Source organism: Anabaena sp. 90, from assembly GCF_000312705.1.
Classification (GTDB): domain Bacteria; phylum Cyanobacteriota; class Cyanobacteriia; order Cyanobacteriales; family Nostocaceae; genus Dolichospermum; species Dolichospermum lemmermannii.
Window position 1 is genome coordinate 355,798 of sequence record NC_019427.1, and the last position, 17,075, is coordinate 372,872.

The following is a 17,075-nucleotide window of genomic DNA, read 5'->3' on the forward strand; positions in this document are numbered from 1 at the left end:
CTTTTAGCTTTTGGTTACATGGTGGGACCATTTTTAATAATAGTAACCCACTTAGGATCATTCCTTCCCTTATTCACCGGACTCTCATGGAGGAGTATTCTTTGGGCAGTTGCCCTATATGTTATTAGAATGATGAGTATTACAGCCATCTACCATCGGCTGATTATTCATAAATCTTATCAGGCACCGATGATCATCAAATGGATTGGTAGCATTATTGCCTGTTCTTCAGGACAAATGGGTCCTAACTGGTGGAAGGGTCATCATATTCAGGGACATCACAATAACTCTGATAAACCAGACGATAGCCACTCCCCCCATGCACCATTTACAGGTTTTAAAGGCTTCCTATGGTCGCAATGTGGATGGTTGTTATCTCGAAACTTTTTTCCGCCTAGTCTTCCTGCTGATTTGGAAGCAGATTGGGTACTTAAAACCATAGACCGGTTACACTTTATTCCCCTCATTCTTTTAGGGGTAATTTCTTTCTGGATAGGTGGACTGGAGTTTCTTGGTGCTTTCTTCTTGAGTACAATGATACTTTTCCATTGCGTTGCCTTTGTCAACTCTCTTTCTCATATATTTGGAGAAAAACCGTTTGTCAGCAATGACTACAGCCGGAATAACTGGTTTGTGGCACTACTTACCTTTGGTGAAGGGTGGCATAATATGCACCACGCATTTCAGTGGTCAGCCCGTCATGGTTTCTCTGTCAAGGAAGGTAAAGTTATCTACTTGATAGATCCCACTTATGAGTTTATTCGGCTTCTGGAAAGACTACACTTAAGTTCTCATCTGAAACTACCCTCTGAAGTAGAACTTCTAGAAGCGGCATACAGCGTCAGTACAGAGCCAGAAATGATGGTTGGTATAGTTAAAAAATAAATTTGTACACCAAGAAATTGCTTAAATGCTAATTTTTCGGCTATTTTTAAGGTACAAATATTACCATAACCATCCTTATTGCAATAACTTTCAGTTATGAAAAAAGCTGTCTATTGGATAATGGGCGAAAGGGCAGGGCGAACCATAGTTGGGACTTGGAACTGGTTATGGGGAATGCCTGTAGAGTCTGGTGGTAAAGTGGCTGTAGCAGTTGCTGAAGAATCCCTTCAGTCAATGCAAGAAGCCGTTCAGAAACTAGCGGGAGCAGTTGCGGCTCAAGAGGGCGCATATAAGACTGCTAAACGCAAATATGAGGCAAAAATTACAGAATCCAAAACTCTAGAGCAACAAGCTATGATTGCTCAACGTAGTGGTAATGAAGAAGCTGCGCGAATGGCCATGAGTAAGGCAATTCAAACAGAGCAAATTTTGCCCAAACTGGAGGAAATGGTTAAACAAGCAGAAACTGCGGTCAAAGCTTCTAAAGATAAACTTAACCGTGAGCGCATGAAGTTAGAAAGCTACAAAGCCGATATGCAGAATATGAAGGATATGTCAGAGGTAAATGAAGCTCTGGCTATGATTGCTAAAGTTAATAATGAATTTGATATTGGCTCGGCTAAAAGTGATTTTGAAAAGGCTAAGGGGGCTGTAGAGCGTCGAAATTTACAGACGGAGGCTTTGGTGGAATTATCGGAAAATCCTACCGAAAAACTCCAGGCTGAGATTGAAACTATGACATTAGATGACGAAGTTGCTCGTCGTTTGCACAGATTACAAGATTCCCAATCTAAACAATTACCAGAATAATTAGGAATTTATGAGTCAGAGAAGCGGTCCACCTCCTATTGTGTTTATTTTGCTATTTTTAGGGCTTTTGGGTGGTGGTTACTGGTGGTTTTTTATGCGTAATCCTGCCCCAAATCCGACAGCTACGCAGCCAGAAAGTAATTCTCCTGCTGGTGCGACCTCTGGGGCTTTTCCGTTACCAAAGACAGTGGCTAGTGGTACGACTGTCAAAATAGACGGTTCTACGAGTATGGTGACAATTAACCAAAATCTCAAAAATGGCTTTGAGAAACAGTTTTCCGGTACAAAAGTAGATGCTGTAGCGAATGGGACAGATAAGGGAATTCAGGATCTTTTAGCTGGTAAAGTTGATATTGCGGCAGCTTCTAGACCATTGACAGCACAGGAGCAAAGTCAGGGATTGAAGGCTGTTACTGTAACACAAGATGCGATCGCTCTGATAGTCGGTAAAGCCAATCCTTTCAACCGAGGATTAACCAGCAGTCAAGTTGCAGATATATTTCAGGGAAAAATTAATAATTGGTCAGCCGTAGGTGGTTCAGCCGCAACTATCCGCGTCATTAATCGTCCAGCAATTAGTGGCACACATCAAACTTTTAAAGAATTAGTCTTAAAAGGAGCTAATTTTGGGACTACACCCAATATTACGACCTTACCCCAAGATGCCACAACTCCCTTAGTTCAAGCTTTGAAAAAAGATGGTATCGGCTATGCGACTTTTGCTCAAGTTGCTAATCAGCAAACCGTGCGAGTCGTGGCTATTGAAGGCTTGACTCCAGAAGCGGCTAGTTATCCTTTCAAACGTTCACTGTATTATATCTATAAAGACCCTGCTAGTGCTGGAGTACAAGCATTTCTAGGTTATGCTAGTTCACCTCAAGGACAACAGGCTTTAACGGTAGGAAACTGATGTAGGCAAAATCAGCAGTTAGATTTGGGAGTTAGAGGTTAAAATAAGTTCTGACTCCTGAATTCTGACTTTTGGATTCTATTTTATTTATATTATCTTCTGTGACTAGAACTCGTGAACCCTTAATTAGTTTAGCACTGTATCACGCCTTTAAGTGGTCGGTAATTAGCCCTTTGCTGCACACATACTTTCGCGGCAAGATTTATGGTGCGGAAAATGTCCCCCAATCTGGAGCGGTCATAGTAGTTAGTAATCATGCTAGTTACTTCGACCCCCCCATAGTTTCTACTTCTGTGCGTCGTCCAGTTGCTTATATGGCTAAAGAAGAATTATTTAAAGTTCCTGTTTTATCACAAGCCATTAAATTATACGGTGCGTATCCTGTAAGTCGCGGTAGTGCTGACCGCAATGCTATCCGTTCCGCTTTAGAATATTTAGATAATGGTTGGGCTGTGGGTGTGTTTTTAGAAGGTACACGCACGCCAGATGGTCGCATTCATGACCCCAAAAGAGGTGCAGCCCTCCTCGCAGCCAAGGCCAAAGCTCCTTTTTTACCTGTGTGTTTATGGGGAAGTGAGAAGATTTTACAACCTGGTTCTCCTGTACCTCATTCAGTCCCTTTGACTCTGAGAATTGGCAAGTTAATTGATGCTCCTAGTTCTACTAAGAAGGAGGAATTGGAAAGAGTTACTCAAATGTGTGCGGACGCAATTAATGCCATGCACGATTTGGGCAGGTAAGAATTTATTATAGGGCAGGTAAGATGCCTACCCCACAAGAGTTTTCAGTATACATAATAAATGCGTTATTATCTAAGTATATTATCAAAAACATTCTAATGCAATTAGACATTCTGCACCAAATTGAGATGAAGCTGCATAGAATAAGATTTAAAAGATAATCAAACGCAGATAAACGCGGATAAACGCGGATAATTTTTATTCTGTGCAGCCTTACATAAAATTGGTATTACACGAATAAATATACAAATGAAATCCTCTTCCTTAAAAGTCATAGATTTATTCTCTGGTTGTGGTGGGTTATCAGTAGGATTTCAAAATAGTGGATTTGAGATTGTTGCTGCTTTTGAAAACTGGAAATCTGCCATAAATGTTTATCAGCAAAACTTTCATCATCCGATTTTTGAATATGATTTGAGTCAGGTAAATAATAATTATTCAATATTTAAACAATTTTTACCTGATGTAATTATTGGTGGTCCACCATGTCAAGATTTTTCTAGTGCTGGTAAGCGTAATGAAGATTTAGGGAGAGGAGATTTAAGTATTACATTTGCTGAAATAGTAGCTAATGTCTCTAGTCAATGGTTTGTTTTAGAAAATGTAGAATTGTTTAGAAAATCCCACAAATATCAAGAGTTTAAGCAAATTCTTAAATCTGCTGGTTATGGTTTAACAGAAAAAGTATTAGATGCTAGTTTATGCGGTGTACCACAGAAAAGAAAGAGATTCTTCTGTATAGGAGAACTTGGTGGTCAAGATGATAATCTCAAGACTTATCTAGAAGCTAATTTATCTAAAAAACCGACAACTATTAGAGATTATTTAGGGAATAGTTTAGGGATTGAATATTATTATCGTCATCCTAGAAGTTATCAAAGAAGGGCTATTTTTAGTATTGATGAACCAAGTCCGACTATTAGAGGTGTGAATAGACCAATACCTAAAACTTATCAACAACACCCCGGAGATGTTGCACCATTAACACCAGATTTGCGTCCATTAACTACTCGTGAAAGAAGTTATCTTCAAACTTTCCCTGATAATTTTATTTTTGCAGGTTCAAAAACAGATTTAGAACAGATGATTGGTAATGCTGTACCCGTTAAATTAGCAGAATATGTTGCTAAATGTCTGCTAATGTATATTGAAGATTATAATAAATACCACATATCTAATGTTATGATGCCACTGACTGTTTAAATAAAATTCATGACTTCTAAAAAATTGGTTTCTGAACCTTTAACTCTGAGAATTGGGAAGTTAATTGATGCTCCCATTTCTACTAAGAAAGAGGAATTGGAAAGGGTTACTCAAAGGTGTGCGAACGCAATTAATGAAATGCACGATTTCGGAGGGTAAAATTTTTTATATGGCAGACAAGACTTGTATTGAGCCTGCGATGCCCTGAGCCTGTCGAAGGGTCGAAGTATACCTACCCCATAAGGGTTTTAATCAATATTTGCAGGTTATTCTCTGAGGTCGGACTCAGGTAAATGACAGATTAGCTCGCACTCCAGTACCCATTGAGAAGTGCAACGAGGATAACTGTTTGGATCACAAGACCACACTAGTTTATGGTGACAGTTTTCACCTTCCTCATCGTTGGGATTAGTTTTATTATTGTCAGGATTGTCTCCTGTGGGAGTGTTGTTATTAGTTGTGTCCATATTTTAAGCTCCCTTTAACTTTTTTTTAATTTATTCTTAACTATTTTATATACCAACTTACGGGCAAAAAGTAAATTACTACCGTAGATTTTGTAATATTTATTTACATAGTTTCGCATCTTATAGGTATATCCCTGCACTAACTAGGGCTTGCTGATCAGGTAAAATGAAACTAATAATCAATAAAGTGGGGAATTATGTCGGAATTACGGGAAAAATTACAGCAAAATCTCGATGAAGCAGAATGGGAGTGGTTAATTCCCCATGTCCAAAAAGATGCGGTGATTTTGGTAGCGGAGAATTTAGACTTATTAGATGTGGGAGAAGCGATCGCTAGTGATAATATTCTTTCAGTGCAACATTGGATAGATGAACAATTATTAGCCAAACCGACAATAGATCAAGTGGGAGAATGGAATCTCAACCGTGAGAAGCGATTTAATGCTCTGATTGTTGAACCTTATGTGATCATCAAAGAAATCATCACGGTCTAAAATACTGCAATTTTGAGATATTATTAGGGGACTGCAAACAATAAATGATCTTATTTACCAATACAGAAGCGGCTAAAAATCCGATCTAAAACCGATTCTGTAACTTCTTCTCCGGTGATTTCTCCTAATGCTTGAATTGCTCCTCTTAAATCAATTGTCCAAAAATCTAAGGGTAATTTATCGGTGATTGTCATTTGCACTTGTGCTAAATCAATCTTGGCTTTTGTTAAAGCTGCTGCTTGTCTTTGATTAATTGCTAAATCCAGATCAGCGGCTTGAACTTTTCCCTGTTGAACTATTTCTAAAATCGCTGTTTCTAAATTATCAATTCCTTGATTTATGGCTGCGGCTGTGAGAATTTTGGATTTTGGATTTTGGATTTTGGATTGAAGATTTTCTTGTTCTGCTGATGAAATCAGGTCAATTTTATTAATGACTAAAATTACCGGACGGTGTTTTACTTGTTGATAGATTTCTTGATCTGCTGATGTCCAACCGGAGGCCGCATCAATGGTAAATAATACCAAATCAGCATCATTAGCGGCACGATGCGATCGCTCTACACCGATTTTTTCTACCTGATCTACTGTTTCCCGAATCCCCGCTGTATCTAATACTTGGACGGGGATTCCTCCCACAACCAATTGAGATTCTACCACGTCGCGGGTTGTTCCTGGTAAGTCGGTGACAATGGCGCGATCGCTCTGACTCCAAGCATTTAATAAACTCGATTTTCCCACGTTTGGTCGCCCCACTATCGCCACTTTTAGACCAGTTCGCAGTAATTCACCCTTGTCTTTTGTGGCTAATAATTTACTAATTTCCGCCGTCACTTGCTCAATATCTGCAATAATTCTTTGCTGATCTAAAGGTGGTAAATCTTCCTCAAAATCAATTCTGGCTTCAATTTCTGCCAAAATATCTAAACAATTAGCCCGTAATTTGCGGATAGGTTGGGCTAATTTACCTTGTAATCCAGCCAAAGCCGTTTGAGCAGCTTGAGGTGATTTTGCTCCCACTAAATCTGCTATACTTTCCGCTTGGGTTAAGTCTAATCTGCCATTTAAAAATGCTCTTAATGTAAATTCTCCCGGTTGAGCTAATCTTGCGCCATTTTCCAAGCATAGTTGTAATACCTGTTGTACAGCCATAATTCCCCCGTGACAATGGAATTCTACCACATCTTCACGGGTAAAAGACCGAGGGGCTTTCATTATTAATAATAAAGCTTCATCAACAATTTGCTTAGTTTGGGGTTGACGAATATAACCATAAATGATGCGATGGCTTGACCAAACTTGTCGCCCTGGGGCGTAAAATAGAGTGTGCGCGATCGCCATTGCCTGATCACCAGAAACCCGCACAATACCTACACTACCTTGCTGAGGGACAACAGCAGTAGCGATCGCCGCAATAGTTCCAGTATTAGCTAATAATTCCGACATGAGCCGTTTTTCTACAAATTTAGAAGTAGGAGGAAAGCGCAATCTTAAACCCCTACAGTACACTAGTTTAAGAAACAAATTAGGGCAAATTTATTTGCCAAGTGAAAACACCCAAATTAGAGAGGAATTAATTGTGGAGCAAAAAATTAACTGTGCTGAAGCCTGTGTTAACGGTTGCGTTTTAGGTGATAAATGTCCCAATATCGAGTTTAGAGAATCAACTTCAAAGTTTATTGAAGAAACTTCTTTAGACAAAATGCTAGAAATAGCTGAAGAAAGATTGCGGAAAAAAATCACAGAACCACCAACATGGGTATTTCCAGAAGATTCTTAATGAGATGAAATTTGGACAGGCAATATTCCCATTTCACCATCATTTTATTTAAATATGGTGTGTAAATTAGAGAATTTCCTGGTATTAGCAAATAATTTTCTGCAACTTATTTTGAATTGATTTCTTTACTTTACCTAGTAGTTTGTCAAGATAAAAATGATGGACTGTAGTGTGAGCGTCTCGCTCACGCGGGCTTTTCGGCCCGCACTACCAAAAACCCGTCAAAATAAATTTGACAGACTACTAGTGAAAACTTGGTAGAGCAAGTCATATCTTTGATTAAACAATCTCAGTGTATTTAGACCTGAGATTGTCAATCTCTTAAAACATCAGGCAATAGTTCTGTGAGAGTCGTTTCTAGCTTCAGACAATTAGCACCATTTACCTGTAATTTATACTCTACCTTATCCATCAACCGATTCATAATTAACCAACCATAACCACCTTCTTGTCTGTCAAGGGGGTTGGGTGGAAAATAAGTAGACAGATCAAAACCTTCCCCATGATCCCATATCTCTATTGATAAATCTCGGCCTTTCAGTTCTAAACGCAGTAAAATTGGTAAATTTAGCTTTTCTTTATGAGCATGACGAACAGCATTAGAGTATGCTTCTATCAAAACTAATCGTAACAGACTTGATTGTTTTGTCCAATCAACAGATTCCCCTAGATGCAATTGTAAACATCCCAATAACCAGTTTTCTACAATATTGATAAAACTCAGGTCACTAGGAACATGAAGTTCACTTTTCATAACCTATAAAATCTCCAAACAGAGTATAGTTTGATCATCTTCTTGGAGATCATTGTTGGCTTGAATAACAGCTAATAAATTATCCAGATTAAGTGATTGAGTTTGTTTTTTAATCAGTTGCCACAAACCTGCTTGATTGAGCATAGAACGATTAGTTGTGCGGGAATTGTCTAAATTTTCCCATCCAGTTGCTTCCGTGATTCCATCACTAGCCAGCAGTAATGTATCTCCGGGAGCAAGAATCAAACGGCCAGATTCTCCTTGCCATTTAGGTAATATTCCCAAGGGAATACTCCGAACTTTCAGATAATGGGGAGAATCATTAAAAATTGTTTTTTGTGACCACATAAAAGGATAAATATGCCCAGAATTAGCATAGACAAGTTCTCTTGTGCTTGGGTGATAACGGGCTAAAACCATCGTGATAAAATAATTACTGCTGATTAAGTCATCACTCAGAGCATAATTCAGATTCTGCATCATCACATTTGGCTCTACAGGTACTTCTTGAGATAGTTCCCGACGCAGCAGAGAAATCGTACTAGCCATAAACAAAGCCGCTGGCACGCCCTTACCAGAAACATCACCAACTGCTAACCACAAATCACCATTAGCATGGACAAATACCTCAAAAAAATCACCCCCAACCTCTTTTGCTGGATAGCAACAAGCTTGGATTTTTACACCTGTGATTTCCGGTAAGGTTTGCCGTAATATATTATGTTGAATTTGGCGAGCTACTTCCAACTCCAGGTGAATTTGTTGTTGTTTTTCTTGCAGACTTTGATAGAGTTTGGCTTGGGAAATTGCTAAAGCAGCTTGTTCGGACACATCTGTAATTAGTTGAATATCTTCTTGATGCCAAATCTGATCGCTTCCTAACTTACAAATAGCAACAATAGCTAGTAAATGTTGTTGATAAATGAGGGGAATAACCAAGTATTGATAAGGGATATCTTTATAAAAATTTTCTGTTATTTGATAATGTTGGGTTTGGAAAACTTCAGCAATTAACTCACTAGGTTCTGGAAGTAAATTACAGATTTCAGATTGAGGATTTTGATAGCAAAATGGCTGTTGTATTAATAAATCATCTTCTACTGGTTTGAGTAAACAATTATGAGCCGCAAATGTCTCTCCCATCGTGGCAACAACTTTTTGCAGCATATTGTTATAGTCTAAAGATTCTCTAATTGCCTTTGTCATAGCATTAAATAAAGATTCCCGTCGCAATGCCCGAGATAATTCTGCTACCCGTTTTTTAACTAAGCGATATGTGTCACTAGCTTGCTTAACTAATAATTGAAGTTGGTTGGGATTCCAAGGTTTAGTAATGTACTTAAATACGCGACCAGAGTTAATTGCATCTACTAAATCTTCCACATCAGTAAAACCAGTTAGCAAAATCCGAATTGTATCAGGAAAACGCTCAACCGTCAAACTTAATAATTCACTACCGTTGATGTCGGGCATTCTCTGGTCAGAGATAATCACAGCCATTTCACCTTCTTTTTCTAAGATAGCCAAGGCTTCACTGGCATTATTAGCTCTATAGACTTTAAAATCTTTCCAAAATGTGCGATAGAGTAAATCTAAGTTATCTAACTCATCATCTACCACCATGAGCTTGAGCTTATCTAACTTTTTATCAGTCATAATTTGACTCAACTTTCCACATCTTTGAATGGCAAGATGTCCTTAATTTAATAATTATGTAACTAAGCCAGAACGCAGAGCAATTACTGCTGCTTCTGTACGATCATTAGCACATAATTTATTCATAATATTGCTAATGTGTGTTTTCACAGTTCCAGTTACAATATAAAGTCTCTTGGCGATATCATCATTACTACAACCTTTGGTAATCAATTTTAACACTTCTAATTCTCTGTCTGAGAGAATACTAGAGTTAACAGGTGGTTTATTATCATTGGATTGGACAAAATGTGTCTTCTGCTGTGCCTTTTCTAAAATAATCCGAGCAATCATCGGATCAATCCAAGGATTACCATCAGCAGTTACCCGTATAGCTTCGAGTAAATTATCAAACCGGATATCTTTCATACAGTAGGAATCTGCACCAGCGCTAAAGGCTGCAAGTACAGATGCTTTATTATCAGATGACGTTAGAATTAATACCTTTGTATTTGATAATTGACGATGATTAGCGATCGCTTTAATTTCCTTGGTTAATTCAATCCCATCTTGATCTGGTAAACCTATATCCACAATTGCCACATCTGGCTGTAGCTTCTTTAACATTATTAGACCATGACGGGCATTACCAGCTTCTCCAACTACTTCAATTTCGTTTTTTTGTTGTAATGCTTTGCAAATAGAGAAGCGAGTGAGGTAATGATCTTCAATAACGACAATGCGAATTTTACTCATATCGAAATGCTGCTAGATATTAAATAATATATAGCCTTTTGTTGCTGAAATTATGACTAAAAAAACTTAATATCTAGATAACTGACTTATAAATTTACATTATCTCTGGGCTACTCGGATTAATAAAAATAAACCCGTTACTAATCCAAATAAATTGGGCAACCAAGCACCAATTATGGGAGAAAGTATACCAGCCTGTGCTAAAGCTCCAGAAACAGATAATAGTAAATAATAACTGAAAATCACAATCACACTAATACCAAAACTTGTCCCGCGTCCAGTGCGTTGAGGGATGCTACCCATAACTGAGCCAACTAAACCAAAAATAACGCAAACAAAGGGAAAGGCGATTTTTTGTTGAATTCGCACTCGGAGCTTGCGAATTTTCTGATCATTACCACCCAAACGTTCTATTTCTAGTTGTTCTAGGGCTTGAGAAATATTCATTTCGCCATAGTCTCGGCTATTTTCGGCTAAGGTTAAAGGAGTGCGCGGGAGTTGTAATTGCTGATGTTCAAAGCGTAAAATATTCCGATAAGATCGATCAGTTGCTACCAAATAGATAGTCCCATTGTAAAAATCCCAAACTTGTTTTTGACCGTTCCATTTAGCTGATTCGGAAACAACAATTTGATCAACTCCGCCGCGAGAACGATCTATAATTGTTAAACCTTTCATTTGCTTACCATCAAATTGGTCAGCATAAAATAAGCGAGAAAGTATTTTATTTTTACTACCATCTGCTTCTTTAAATTCTCGATATTCAGGATAGTAAATATTTTGTTGTTTAAAGGAAGGTTGGTCTGACTTGAGGGCTTGTGCTAGGGTAATAGTAGCCTTATAATTTGCCGCAGGGGCAATTTGCTCATTAAATATATAAGTCATGATCGTGACGGCAAAACTTAACACTACAGCCGTAAAAACCATCCGATAAACACTAACTCCACACCCACGTAAAGCAATTAATTCACTTTCGCTAGACAGGCGACTATAGGTCATTAAAGTAGCTAACAAAGTGGACATGGGAAAGGAGTAAACCATGACATAAGGTAGCTTTAATAAGAAAATCTCTAAAGCAATATTCAGCGGTAGCCCAGATTCTACAACTTTTCGTAATAATTCAAATAAACTATCAATTGCTAAAACTACAGAAGTAAATGCACCGACACCAAATAAAAATGGTGAAATTAATTGCATCGCCAAGTAGCGATCCATGATGGAAAATGAAAATAGGGAAATGAAATTAGAGAAGGGTTTAAACTGTTTATATATCATAATTTATGTTTCGCGCAAAGACGGGAAGGAGCAAAGGCGCAAAGTTTAAACTGCGAAATTATCACCTAAATAATATTGTCGTACTAAGGGGTTATTGTAGAGTTCATCAGCATTACCAAAAGCGAGAATTTGTCCTTCGCGCATGATGTAAGCCCGATCTGTAATGGCCAGGGTTTCGCGGACATTATGATCTGTAATTAAAATGCCCATACCGCGATCGCGTAATTGGCTGACAATCTCCTGAATTTCAGATACAGCAATGGGATCAACTCCAGCAAAAGGTTCATCTAAAAACAGAAATTTCGGTCCCTCTTTACCTGCGGCTAAAGCTCTTGCTAATTCTGTGCGTCGTCGTTCCCCACCAGAAAGTTGAATACCTTTACTAAGAGCTACCTTTTCTAAGCGAAATTCCTGCAATAAAGTATGTAGTCGTTGTCTCCATTCCCTCCTGGGAACTTGAGTTTGCTCAAATACTAGGAGAATATTATCTTGCACTGAAAGATGACGAAATACACTTGGTTCTTGAGCTAAATAACCAATACCCAATCTAGCCCTTTTGTGCATAGGAAAATTAGTAATATCAAAATTATCTAACCAAACTTTGCCATGATTGGGTTTTTCTAAACCTGTAGCAATATAAAATGTTGTCGTTTTCCCAGCCCCATTGGGACCTAGTAAACCGACAATTTCACCCTGGCTAACGGAAAGATTCACGCGATTCACAATTAATCGTTTACCGTAAGATTTGTGAATATTCTCTAAAACAATTTTCACTATGAGGTTTTATCTAGGTTGTAGATACTAATTAGAACGTTTTAGGGCTGGAGTTTTTGGTGCCGGTTTAGTAGTTTGTCTACTGGGATTGACATCCTCCACCATATATGTAGATTCTACCTGACGATTAGATTGGGGTAAGGCGATAAATTTACCTTCATCAATTAAATAAGTGACTTTTTCCGCGCGAATACTATTGCTACCTTGTTGCAAAATGTAAACATTCCCACTGAAATCAATCCGTTTTTCTTTACTAAAATATTGAGCTTGAGCAGATGTGGCTTGAATTTGACGAGCCGGATACACCATTTGCACATTACCACGGGCAGTAATTACTTGGGTTTTCGCGTCATATTCTTGAGTATCAGAGCGGATAGTCAGGGGACGATTCCCCCCAGATTGGGCTGTAGCTGGTGGCAATTGGGTAGGCAATCCTGCTACACCTAAAAGGGAAATTGGCAGTACCAAGGCCAATCCTAAGCGGCGGATCTGTGATTTTAGCAATTGATAAGGAGGTATCATAGTAATTAGGGAACGGGGAACGGGGAACGGGGAGATAAAAATCAAATATGAGTCCTATAGCAAAAATGGACGGTTTTTTAAACTTTAAGTTTCGCTTCCAGAACCTTTGCTCACAACTGGCAAAAATTTGTTAATTGTTACCGAATTATCAAGTCTGACACATCCACCAAAAATTAAGCAAATAAATCCCACAAATCATAGTTTAGACAATGATCCAGTTGGAAACACCCACCAAAAATTAAGCAAATAAATCCCACAAATCATCAAAATCCCATAAATCATAGTTTAGACAATGATCAAGTTGGAAACACCCACCAAAAATTAAGCAAATAAATCCCACAAATCATCAAAATCCCACAAATCATAGTTTAGACAATTATCAAGTCTGACACACTTACAAAAAATTAAGCAAATAAATCCCATAAATCATCAAAATCCCACAAATCATAGTTTAGACAGGGAAATACTGGGTAAAAGTCGAGCTTGATTTTCAGCCAATTTATTATTTGCCATTGGTTGTAGACTTTCTTGTTGTAGAGTCTTTAACAAATCCACACTTTCAGTAAATAATTCTTCCACATTAATACCGCCGTAGCTGGGTAGATAACGGCGAAGACGATTACTACCTTCACCTAAAAGAATCATTGCTCCTCTTAAATTATGATTACCCAGATGATACAGTCCCACGGCAATTTGGAGAATACCTTGATAAAAAGTTTTATCTGGTTCGATACTATCAATCCAGAGTGCTTCAAGAATGTCATGACAAGCGTAGAACTGTCCAGCATTGAACTGTTCTACACCTTGCCAAAACTCTTCAGACATGGTTTCGTTCATCCCATAGTATCCCGAACTTCTTTGATAGTCTCCATAGAGATTTCTTGTTTGTCGCAGGAAAACTCATTATCAGAGGTAAGGAATAGCATACAGTGACATTCTTTGCGTTCGCGCATGGGGACGCAAGGACAATTCCAAAAAGCGGCATTAACTTCGGCCTCCTTATCTTCGTAGTGACGACAAGGGCATAAAGGCGCACCGAGTTCATCTTTATGCTTGGCTAGTCCTTCGATCACAACTGCGGTAACAGAAGGTTCAGAACAGAAGTATGTTCCCGTCCGTTTGGCATATTGTTCGGAAAAATGCCGCATTGCTTCTAGGCTTTTATCGCTGGATTGTGAATTCACTTCTGATGTCACCATGGGCTGTGCTGTTGATAAATTTTAATGTTTCATTGCATTGTACATCAGGCTCAGTGCGAGAAATCGCCTGAAAATAAATTAAGAGCTTTTTGCAATTGGGGTTGTAGCTCTTGTTCGTTTTGGATAATGATACCGGGATATTCCCGATTAATGACAGTTTCTGCTGCTGAATCTGAATTTTGCCAGAGTACCCAACGACTACCCAGGGGTAAGGTGGATGTGGTAAAGGAGTTTTGTGTCAGCCAAATTAGGGGACAGTTATCCGGTGGTAAGCTGTTTTTTTCGATAGGGTTGGTGGCTGCTAAGGTTTCCAAAACTGCGATATTGCCTGTAATTAAACCTGTAGCTGATGTCCATAATTGTACTTGCAGTTGTTGCTGTTGGGCATAAAAATACAAGGAAGCAGCGGTAATTACGGCTTGTTCAAATAATTCTTGTTGCCACTGAAAGGAACTATCTATGGCAATAATAATTTCTTGTCCCCCGGTAATTACTTCTAATTCCCGCACTCGTAATTCTCCATAACGGGCGCTTGTCCGCCAATGAATTAATCGGGTAGGATCACCTATACGATAGGGACGCAGCGATCGCACTAATCCCGTTGTTGCCATTTGTAAAGGTTTACCACGAGGATCTCCCCGTTGGCTGTCATCTTGTCCGATTTCATCAATTAAAGGGCAGGTAGTCAGGGGTAAGACGGTGGGATAAACAATTGCCCTAGCTTCACACTGACGGGGACGACGACACCAAAACAAACCCCAAGGCGCACCCGTAGCTAATTCTACTGTATGCCAGCGGTAAAGGCCTCGCTGTTGGGTAGGGTGATAATATACCCAGCGATAACTATCCTGTGGTGGAATAGATTCAATACTTTGCTGGACTGGCTGACCAAAAATAAATGGGAGAATGTCTCTAACTTGTAATAAAGTCGCCGATTGTTCTCTCTGATTGTGAATTTCTATCTCAATTTTTAGGTCATCACCTGCGGTTACTGGTTCAATGGGACGACGTTTGACAATTATACCCGCAAGCGATCGCGGTGCAACAAAACCGGATACACCCAAAAGAGCAAAACTGACTCCACTAATCACATACAGCCAGCCAGCCATGGTATTAATCCCTGCACCCAAATAACACACAGAAATTCCCGCCAATACCCAACCACCATAAGCAGGTGCAGCAGCATGGGTTTCCAGCCAATTGTTGATTTTTTTGGTAATTTTCATCTTTCTTTTTTAACTTAATTTGGGAAAGAGGGAACAGGGAACAGGGAACAGGCAAAAGAGCATGAATTTGTTGAATAATGATTGATAATTACTATATCTAAAAGTTCCCTTTCATCCATTACCACTGACAACTGTACGGGCGAAGCATTTGGAGAACTATTTTTGGCAATGACCGATAATTTATCTTGCAAATGCTTCGCCCCTACTAACCACTAACAACTGTACGGGCGAAGCATTTGGAGAACTATTTTTGGCAATGACCGATAATTTATCTTGCAAATGCTTCGCCCCTACTAACCACTAACAACTGTACGGGCGAAGCATTTGGAGAACTATTTTTGGCAATGACCGATAATTTATCTTGCAAATGCTTCGCCCCTACTAACCACTAACAACTGTACGGGCGAAGCATTTGGAGAACTATTTTTGGCAATGACCGATAATTTATCTTGCAAATGCTTCGCCCCTACTGACAACTGACAACTAACAATATGGTTTATCCCGTTATTTGGCGCAATAATTCAGTATCACTCATTGATCAAACTCGCTTACCTAATGAATATACAGTGGTGGAGATTCACCGCAGTGAAGATATGGCACAAGCCATTACAACCATGATTGTGAGAGGTGCGCCGGCGATAGGAGTGGCTGCGGCCTATGGAATGTATTTAGGTGCAAGGGAAATTGAAACAAGCGAAATCCAAGAGTTTTTGACTAAACTGGAAACAGTCGCTAATTTGTTGCGTTCTACCCGTCCCACTGCGGTAAATTTGTTTTGGGCTATTGGTAGAATGATGAAAACGGCTTATGAAACCGTGGGAACAGTCGCCGAAATTAAACAAGTTCTTTTAGAAACTGCCCAAAAGATCAATGCCGAAGATCTACAAACCTGTCAAGCTATAGGTGATCATGGTTTGGCAGCATTACCGCAAACCCCAGACCAACTAATTATACTCACTCATTGCAACGCTGGGGCATTAGCCACTGCCGGTTATGGGACAGCATTAGGTGTAGTCCGTTCTGCGTGGAAAGAAGGACGTTTAGCCAGGGTATTTGCTGACGAAACCCGTCCCCGGTTACAAGGTGCAAAACTCACCGCGTGGGAATGTGTCCAAGAAGGCATTCCAGTGACAGTAATTACCGATAATATGGCTGCCCACTGCATGAAACAAGGTTTAATTGATGCTGTAGTTGTGGGTGCTGATAGAATTGCTGCTAATGGTGACACTGCCAATAAAATCGGAACTTATAGTTTAGCTATTGTCGCCAAAGCTCATAATATTCCTTTCTTTGTCGCTGCACCTTTATCTACAGTAGATTTTGAATTAATTGATGGTAGTCAAATTCCCATTGAAGAACGTCACCCAGCAGAAATATATCAAATAGGTGAAACTATCCTCACCCCTCCAGGAGTGGAATTTTATAACCCGGCTTTTGATGTCACACCTGCTGATTTAATTACCGCCATTATTACTGAAAATGGGGCTTTTCTGCCAGGTGATTTATTAAAGGCTAAAAAGATGCTTTAATTTTTGGCGTTGCAGATAGCCTACGTGGTGTAGCCATATTGGCGGATGATTTTTGGAGGTAGAGCCGAGAATCTCTACCCATGTAAGGTCTCTACAAAGGTATTAAACGGATGCAAA

20 protein-coding genes and 1 pseudogene are annotated in these 17,075 nt (G+C 39.2%); 9 read left to right on the forward strand and 12 right to left on the reverse strand.

What is annotated here, in order from left to right; all coding sequences use genetic code 11:
* The first annotated feature begins 18 nt into the window (after positions 1–18).
* The 6 genes and pseudogenes from ANA_RS01615 to ANA_RS25525 form a co-directional block, all read left to right on the forward strand.
* Positions 19–885, forward strand: coding sequence for an acyl-CoA desaturase (locus ANA_RS01615; protein WP_256369491.1), 867 nt, complete (start codon positions 19–21; stop codon positions 883–885).
* Between the two features lie 120 nt (positions 886–1,005).
* Positions 1,006–1,695, forward strand: a complete 690-nt coding sequence (locus ANA_RS01620; protein ID WP_235081924.1) for a PspA/IM30 family protein — start codon at positions 1,006–1,008, stop codon at positions 1,693–1,695.
* A gap of 10 nt (positions 1,696–1,705) precedes the next feature.
* Entirely contained in the window at positions 1,706–2,605 is a 900-nt protein-coding gene (locus ANA_RS01625; protein ID WP_015078297.1) for a phosphate ABC transporter substrate-binding protein, read from the forward strand.
* 101 nt (positions 2,606–2,706) lie between these two features.
* Complete coding sequence (locus tag ANA_RS01630) at positions 2,707–3,345, forward strand: lysophospholipid acyltransferase family protein (RefSeq protein ID WP_041458187.1); 639 nt, start codon at positions 2,707–2,709, stop codon at positions 3,343–3,345.
* A gap of 249 nt (positions 3,346–3,594) precedes the next feature.
* Entirely contained in the window at positions 3,595–4,548 is a 954-nt protein-coding gene (locus tag ANA_RS01635) for a DNA cytosine methyltransferase (protein WP_015078299.1), read from the forward strand.
* A gap of 36 nt (positions 4,549–4,584) precedes the next feature.
* A pseudogene (locus ANA_RS25525) lies at positions 4,585–4,707 on the forward strand (1-acyl-sn-glycerol-3-phosphate acyltransferase); the annotation flags it as partial.
* A 107-nt stretch (positions 4,708–4,814) separates the two neighbouring features.
* Here ANA_RS25525 and ANA_RS25530 read toward each other — a convergent pair.
* Positions 4,815–5,015 carry a hypothetical protein gene (locus ANA_RS25530; RefSeq protein WP_148279009.1) on the reverse strand — a complete coding sequence of 67 codons (201 nt, stop codon included), beginning with the start codon at positions 5,013–5,015 and terminating at the stop codon, positions 4,815–4,817.
* 197 nt (positions 5,016–5,212) lie between these two features.
* Here ANA_RS25530 and ANA_RS01640 point away from each other — a divergent pair, with 197 nt between their 5' ends.
* Positions 5,213–5,509 carry a DUF2288 domain-containing protein gene (locus ANA_RS01640; RefSeq protein WP_015078300.1) on the forward strand — a complete coding sequence of 99 codons (297 nt, stop codon included), beginning with the start codon at positions 5,213–5,215 and terminating at the stop codon, positions 5,507–5,509.
* A 50-nt stretch (positions 5,510–5,559) separates the two neighbouring features.
* On the opposite strand, the gene mnmE is transcribed toward ANA_RS01640, so the two are convergent.
* Positions 5,560–6,954, reverse strand: coding sequence for a tRNA uridine-5-carboxymethylaminomethyl(34) synthesis GTPase MnmE (gene mnmE / locus ANA_RS01645; RefSeq protein ID WP_015078301.1), 1,395 nt, complete (start codon positions 6,952–6,954; stop codon positions 5,560–5,562).
* A gap of 133 nt (positions 6,955–7,087) precedes the next feature.
* Here mnmE and ANA_RS01650 point away from each other — a divergent pair, with 133 nt between their 5' ends.
* Entirely contained in the window at positions 7,088–7,288 is a 201-nt protein-coding gene (locus tag ANA_RS01650) for a hypothetical protein (protein WP_015078302.1), read from the forward strand.
* Between the two features lie 313 nt (positions 7,289–7,601).
* Here the strand turns inward: ANA_RS01650 and ANA_RS01655 are convergent, their stop codons facing one another.
* The 10 genes from ANA_RS01655 to ANA_RS26370 all read right to left on the reverse strand — a co-directional run bounded on the left by ANA_RS01655 (position 7,602) and on the right by ANA_RS26370 (position 15,620).
* A complete protein-coding gene (locus ANA_RS01655) occupies positions 7,602–8,042 on the reverse strand; it encodes an ATP-binding protein (RefSeq protein WP_015078303.1) in 441 nt (146 codons plus the stop codon).
* Positions 8,043–8,045: 3 nt separating this feature from the next.
* Positions 8,046–9,698 carry a SpoIIE family protein phosphatase gene (locus ANA_RS01660; protein WP_015078304.1) on the reverse strand — a complete coding sequence of 551 codons (1,653 nt, stop codon included), beginning with the start codon at positions 9,696–9,698 and terminating at the stop codon, positions 8,046–8,048.
* Between the two features lie 54 nt (positions 9,699–9,752).
* Entirely contained in the window at positions 9,753–10,433 is a 681-nt protein-coding gene (locus ANA_RS01665; RefSeq protein ID WP_015078305.1) for a response regulator, read from the reverse strand.
* A 99-nt stretch (positions 10,434–10,532) separates the two neighbouring features.
* Complete coding sequence (locus ANA_RS01670; RefSeq protein WP_041457537.1) at positions 10,533–11,648, reverse strand: LptF/LptG family permease; 1,116 nt, start codon at positions 11,646–11,648, stop codon at positions 10,533–10,535.
* 105 nt (positions 11,649–11,753) lie between these two features.
* Complete coding sequence (gene lptB, locus ANA_RS01675) at positions 11,754–12,482, reverse strand: LPS export ABC transporter ATP-binding protein (protein ID WP_015078307.1); 729 nt, start codon at positions 12,480–12,482, stop codon at positions 11,754–11,756.
* 27 nt (positions 12,483–12,509) lie between these two features.
* Positions 12,510–13,004 carry an LptA/OstA family protein gene (locus tag ANA_RS01680; protein WP_041457539.1) on the reverse strand — a complete coding sequence of 165 codons (495 nt, stop codon included), beginning with the start codon at positions 13,002–13,004 and terminating at the stop codon, positions 12,510–12,512.
* Between the two features lie 444 nt (positions 13,005–13,448).
* Entirely contained in the window at positions 13,449–13,841 is a 393-nt protein-coding gene (locus ANA_RS01685; RefSeq protein WP_015078309.1) for a DUF309 domain-containing protein, read from the reverse strand.
* Positions 13,838–14,203, reverse strand: a complete 366-nt coding sequence (locus ANA_RS01690) for a ferredoxin thioredoxin reductase catalytic beta subunit (protein WP_015078310.1) — start codon at positions 14,201–14,203, stop codon at positions 13,838–13,840. Before ANA_RS01690 ends, ANA_RS01685 begins: the two co-directional genes overlap by 4 nt.
* A gap of 50 nt (positions 14,204–14,253) precedes the next feature.
* Entirely contained in the window at positions 14,254–15,429 is a 1,176-nt protein-coding gene (locus ANA_RS01695) for a DUF58 domain-containing protein (RefSeq protein WP_015078311.1), read from the reverse strand.
* A gap of 14 nt (positions 15,430–15,443) precedes the next feature.
* Positions 15,444–15,620, reverse strand: a complete 177-nt coding sequence (locus tag ANA_RS26370) for a hypothetical protein (RefSeq protein ID WP_015078312.1) — start codon at positions 15,618–15,620, stop codon at positions 15,444–15,446.
* A gap of 300 nt (positions 15,621–15,920) precedes the next feature.
* On the opposite strand from ANA_RS26370, the gene mtnA reads away from it, so the two are divergent.
* A complete protein-coding gene (gene mtnA, locus ANA_RS01700) occupies positions 15,921–16,958 on the forward strand; it encodes an S-methyl-5-thioribose-1-phosphate isomerase (protein ID WP_015078313.1) in 1,038 nt (345 codons plus the stop codon).
* The last annotated feature ends 117 nt before the right edge of the window (positions 16,959–17,075 follow it).

What these genes read in the sequence shown, in the direction of transcription:
- ANA_RS01615 (WP_256369491.1), top strand. Translation starts at nt 19, where the DNA reads ATGGTGGGACCATTTTTAATAATAGTAACCCACTTAGGATCATTCCTT.
- ANA_RS01620 (WP_235081924.1), top strand. Translation starts at nt 1,006, where the DNA reads ATGGGCGAAAGGGCAGGGCGAACCATAGTTGGGACTTGGAACTGGTTA.
- ANA_RS01625 (WP_015078297.1), top strand. Translation starts at nt 1,706, where the DNA reads ATGAGTCAGAGAAGCGGTCCACCTCCTATTGTGTTTATTTTGCTATTT.
- ANA_RS01635 (WP_015078299.1), top strand. Translation starts at nt 3,595, where the DNA reads ATGAAATCCTCTTCCTTAAAAGTCATAGATTTATTCTCTGGTTGTGGT.
- ANA_RS25530 (WP_148279009.1), bottom strand. Translation starts at nt 5,015, where the DNA reads ATGGACACAACTAATAACAACACTCCCACAGGAGACAATCCTGACAAT.
- ANA_RS01640 (WP_015078300.1), top strand. Translation starts at nt 5,213, where the DNA reads ATGTCGGAATTACGGGAAAAATTACAGCAAAATCTCGATGAAGCAGAA.
- mnmE (WP_015078301.1), bottom strand. Translation starts at nt 6,954, where the DNA reads ATGTCGGAATTATTAGCTAATACTGGAACTATTGCGGCGATCGCTACT.
- ANA_RS01655 (WP_015078303.1), bottom strand. Translation starts at nt 8,042, where the DNA reads ATGAAAAGTGAACTTCATGTTCCTAGTGACCTGAGTTTTATCAATATT.
- ANA_RS01660 (WP_015078304.1), bottom strand. Translation starts at nt 9,698, where the DNA reads ATGACTGATAAAAAGTTAGATAAGCTCAAGCTCATGGTGGTAGATGAT.
- ANA_RS01665 (WP_015078305.1), bottom strand. Translation starts at nt 10,433, where the DNA reads ATGAGTAAAATTCGCATTGTCGTTATTGAAGATCATTACCTCACTCGC.
- ANA_RS01670 (WP_041457537.1), bottom strand. Translation starts at nt 11,648, where the DNA reads ATGGATCGCTACTTGGCGATGCAATTAATTTCACCATTTTTATTTGGT.
- ANA_RS01680 (WP_041457539.1), bottom strand. Translation starts at nt 13,004, where the DNA reads ATGATACCTCCTTATCAATTGCTAAAATCACAGATCCGCCGCTTAGGA.
- ANA_RS01685 (WP_015078309.1), bottom strand. Translation starts at nt 13,841, where the DNA reads ATGAACGAAACCATGTCTGAAGAGTTTTGGCAAGGTGTAGAACAGTTC.
- ANA_RS01690 (WP_015078310.1), bottom strand. Translation starts at nt 14,203, where the DNA reads ATGGTGACATCAGAAGTGAATTCACAATCCAGCGATAAAAGCCTAGAA.
- ANA_RS01695 (WP_015078311.1), bottom strand. Translation starts at nt 15,429, where the DNA reads ATGAAAATTACCAAAAAAATCAACAATTGGCTGGAAACCCATGCTGCT.
- mtnA (WP_015078313.1), top strand. Translation starts at nt 15,921, where the DNA reads ATGGTTTATCCCGTTATTTGGCGCAATAATTCAGTATCACTCATTGAT.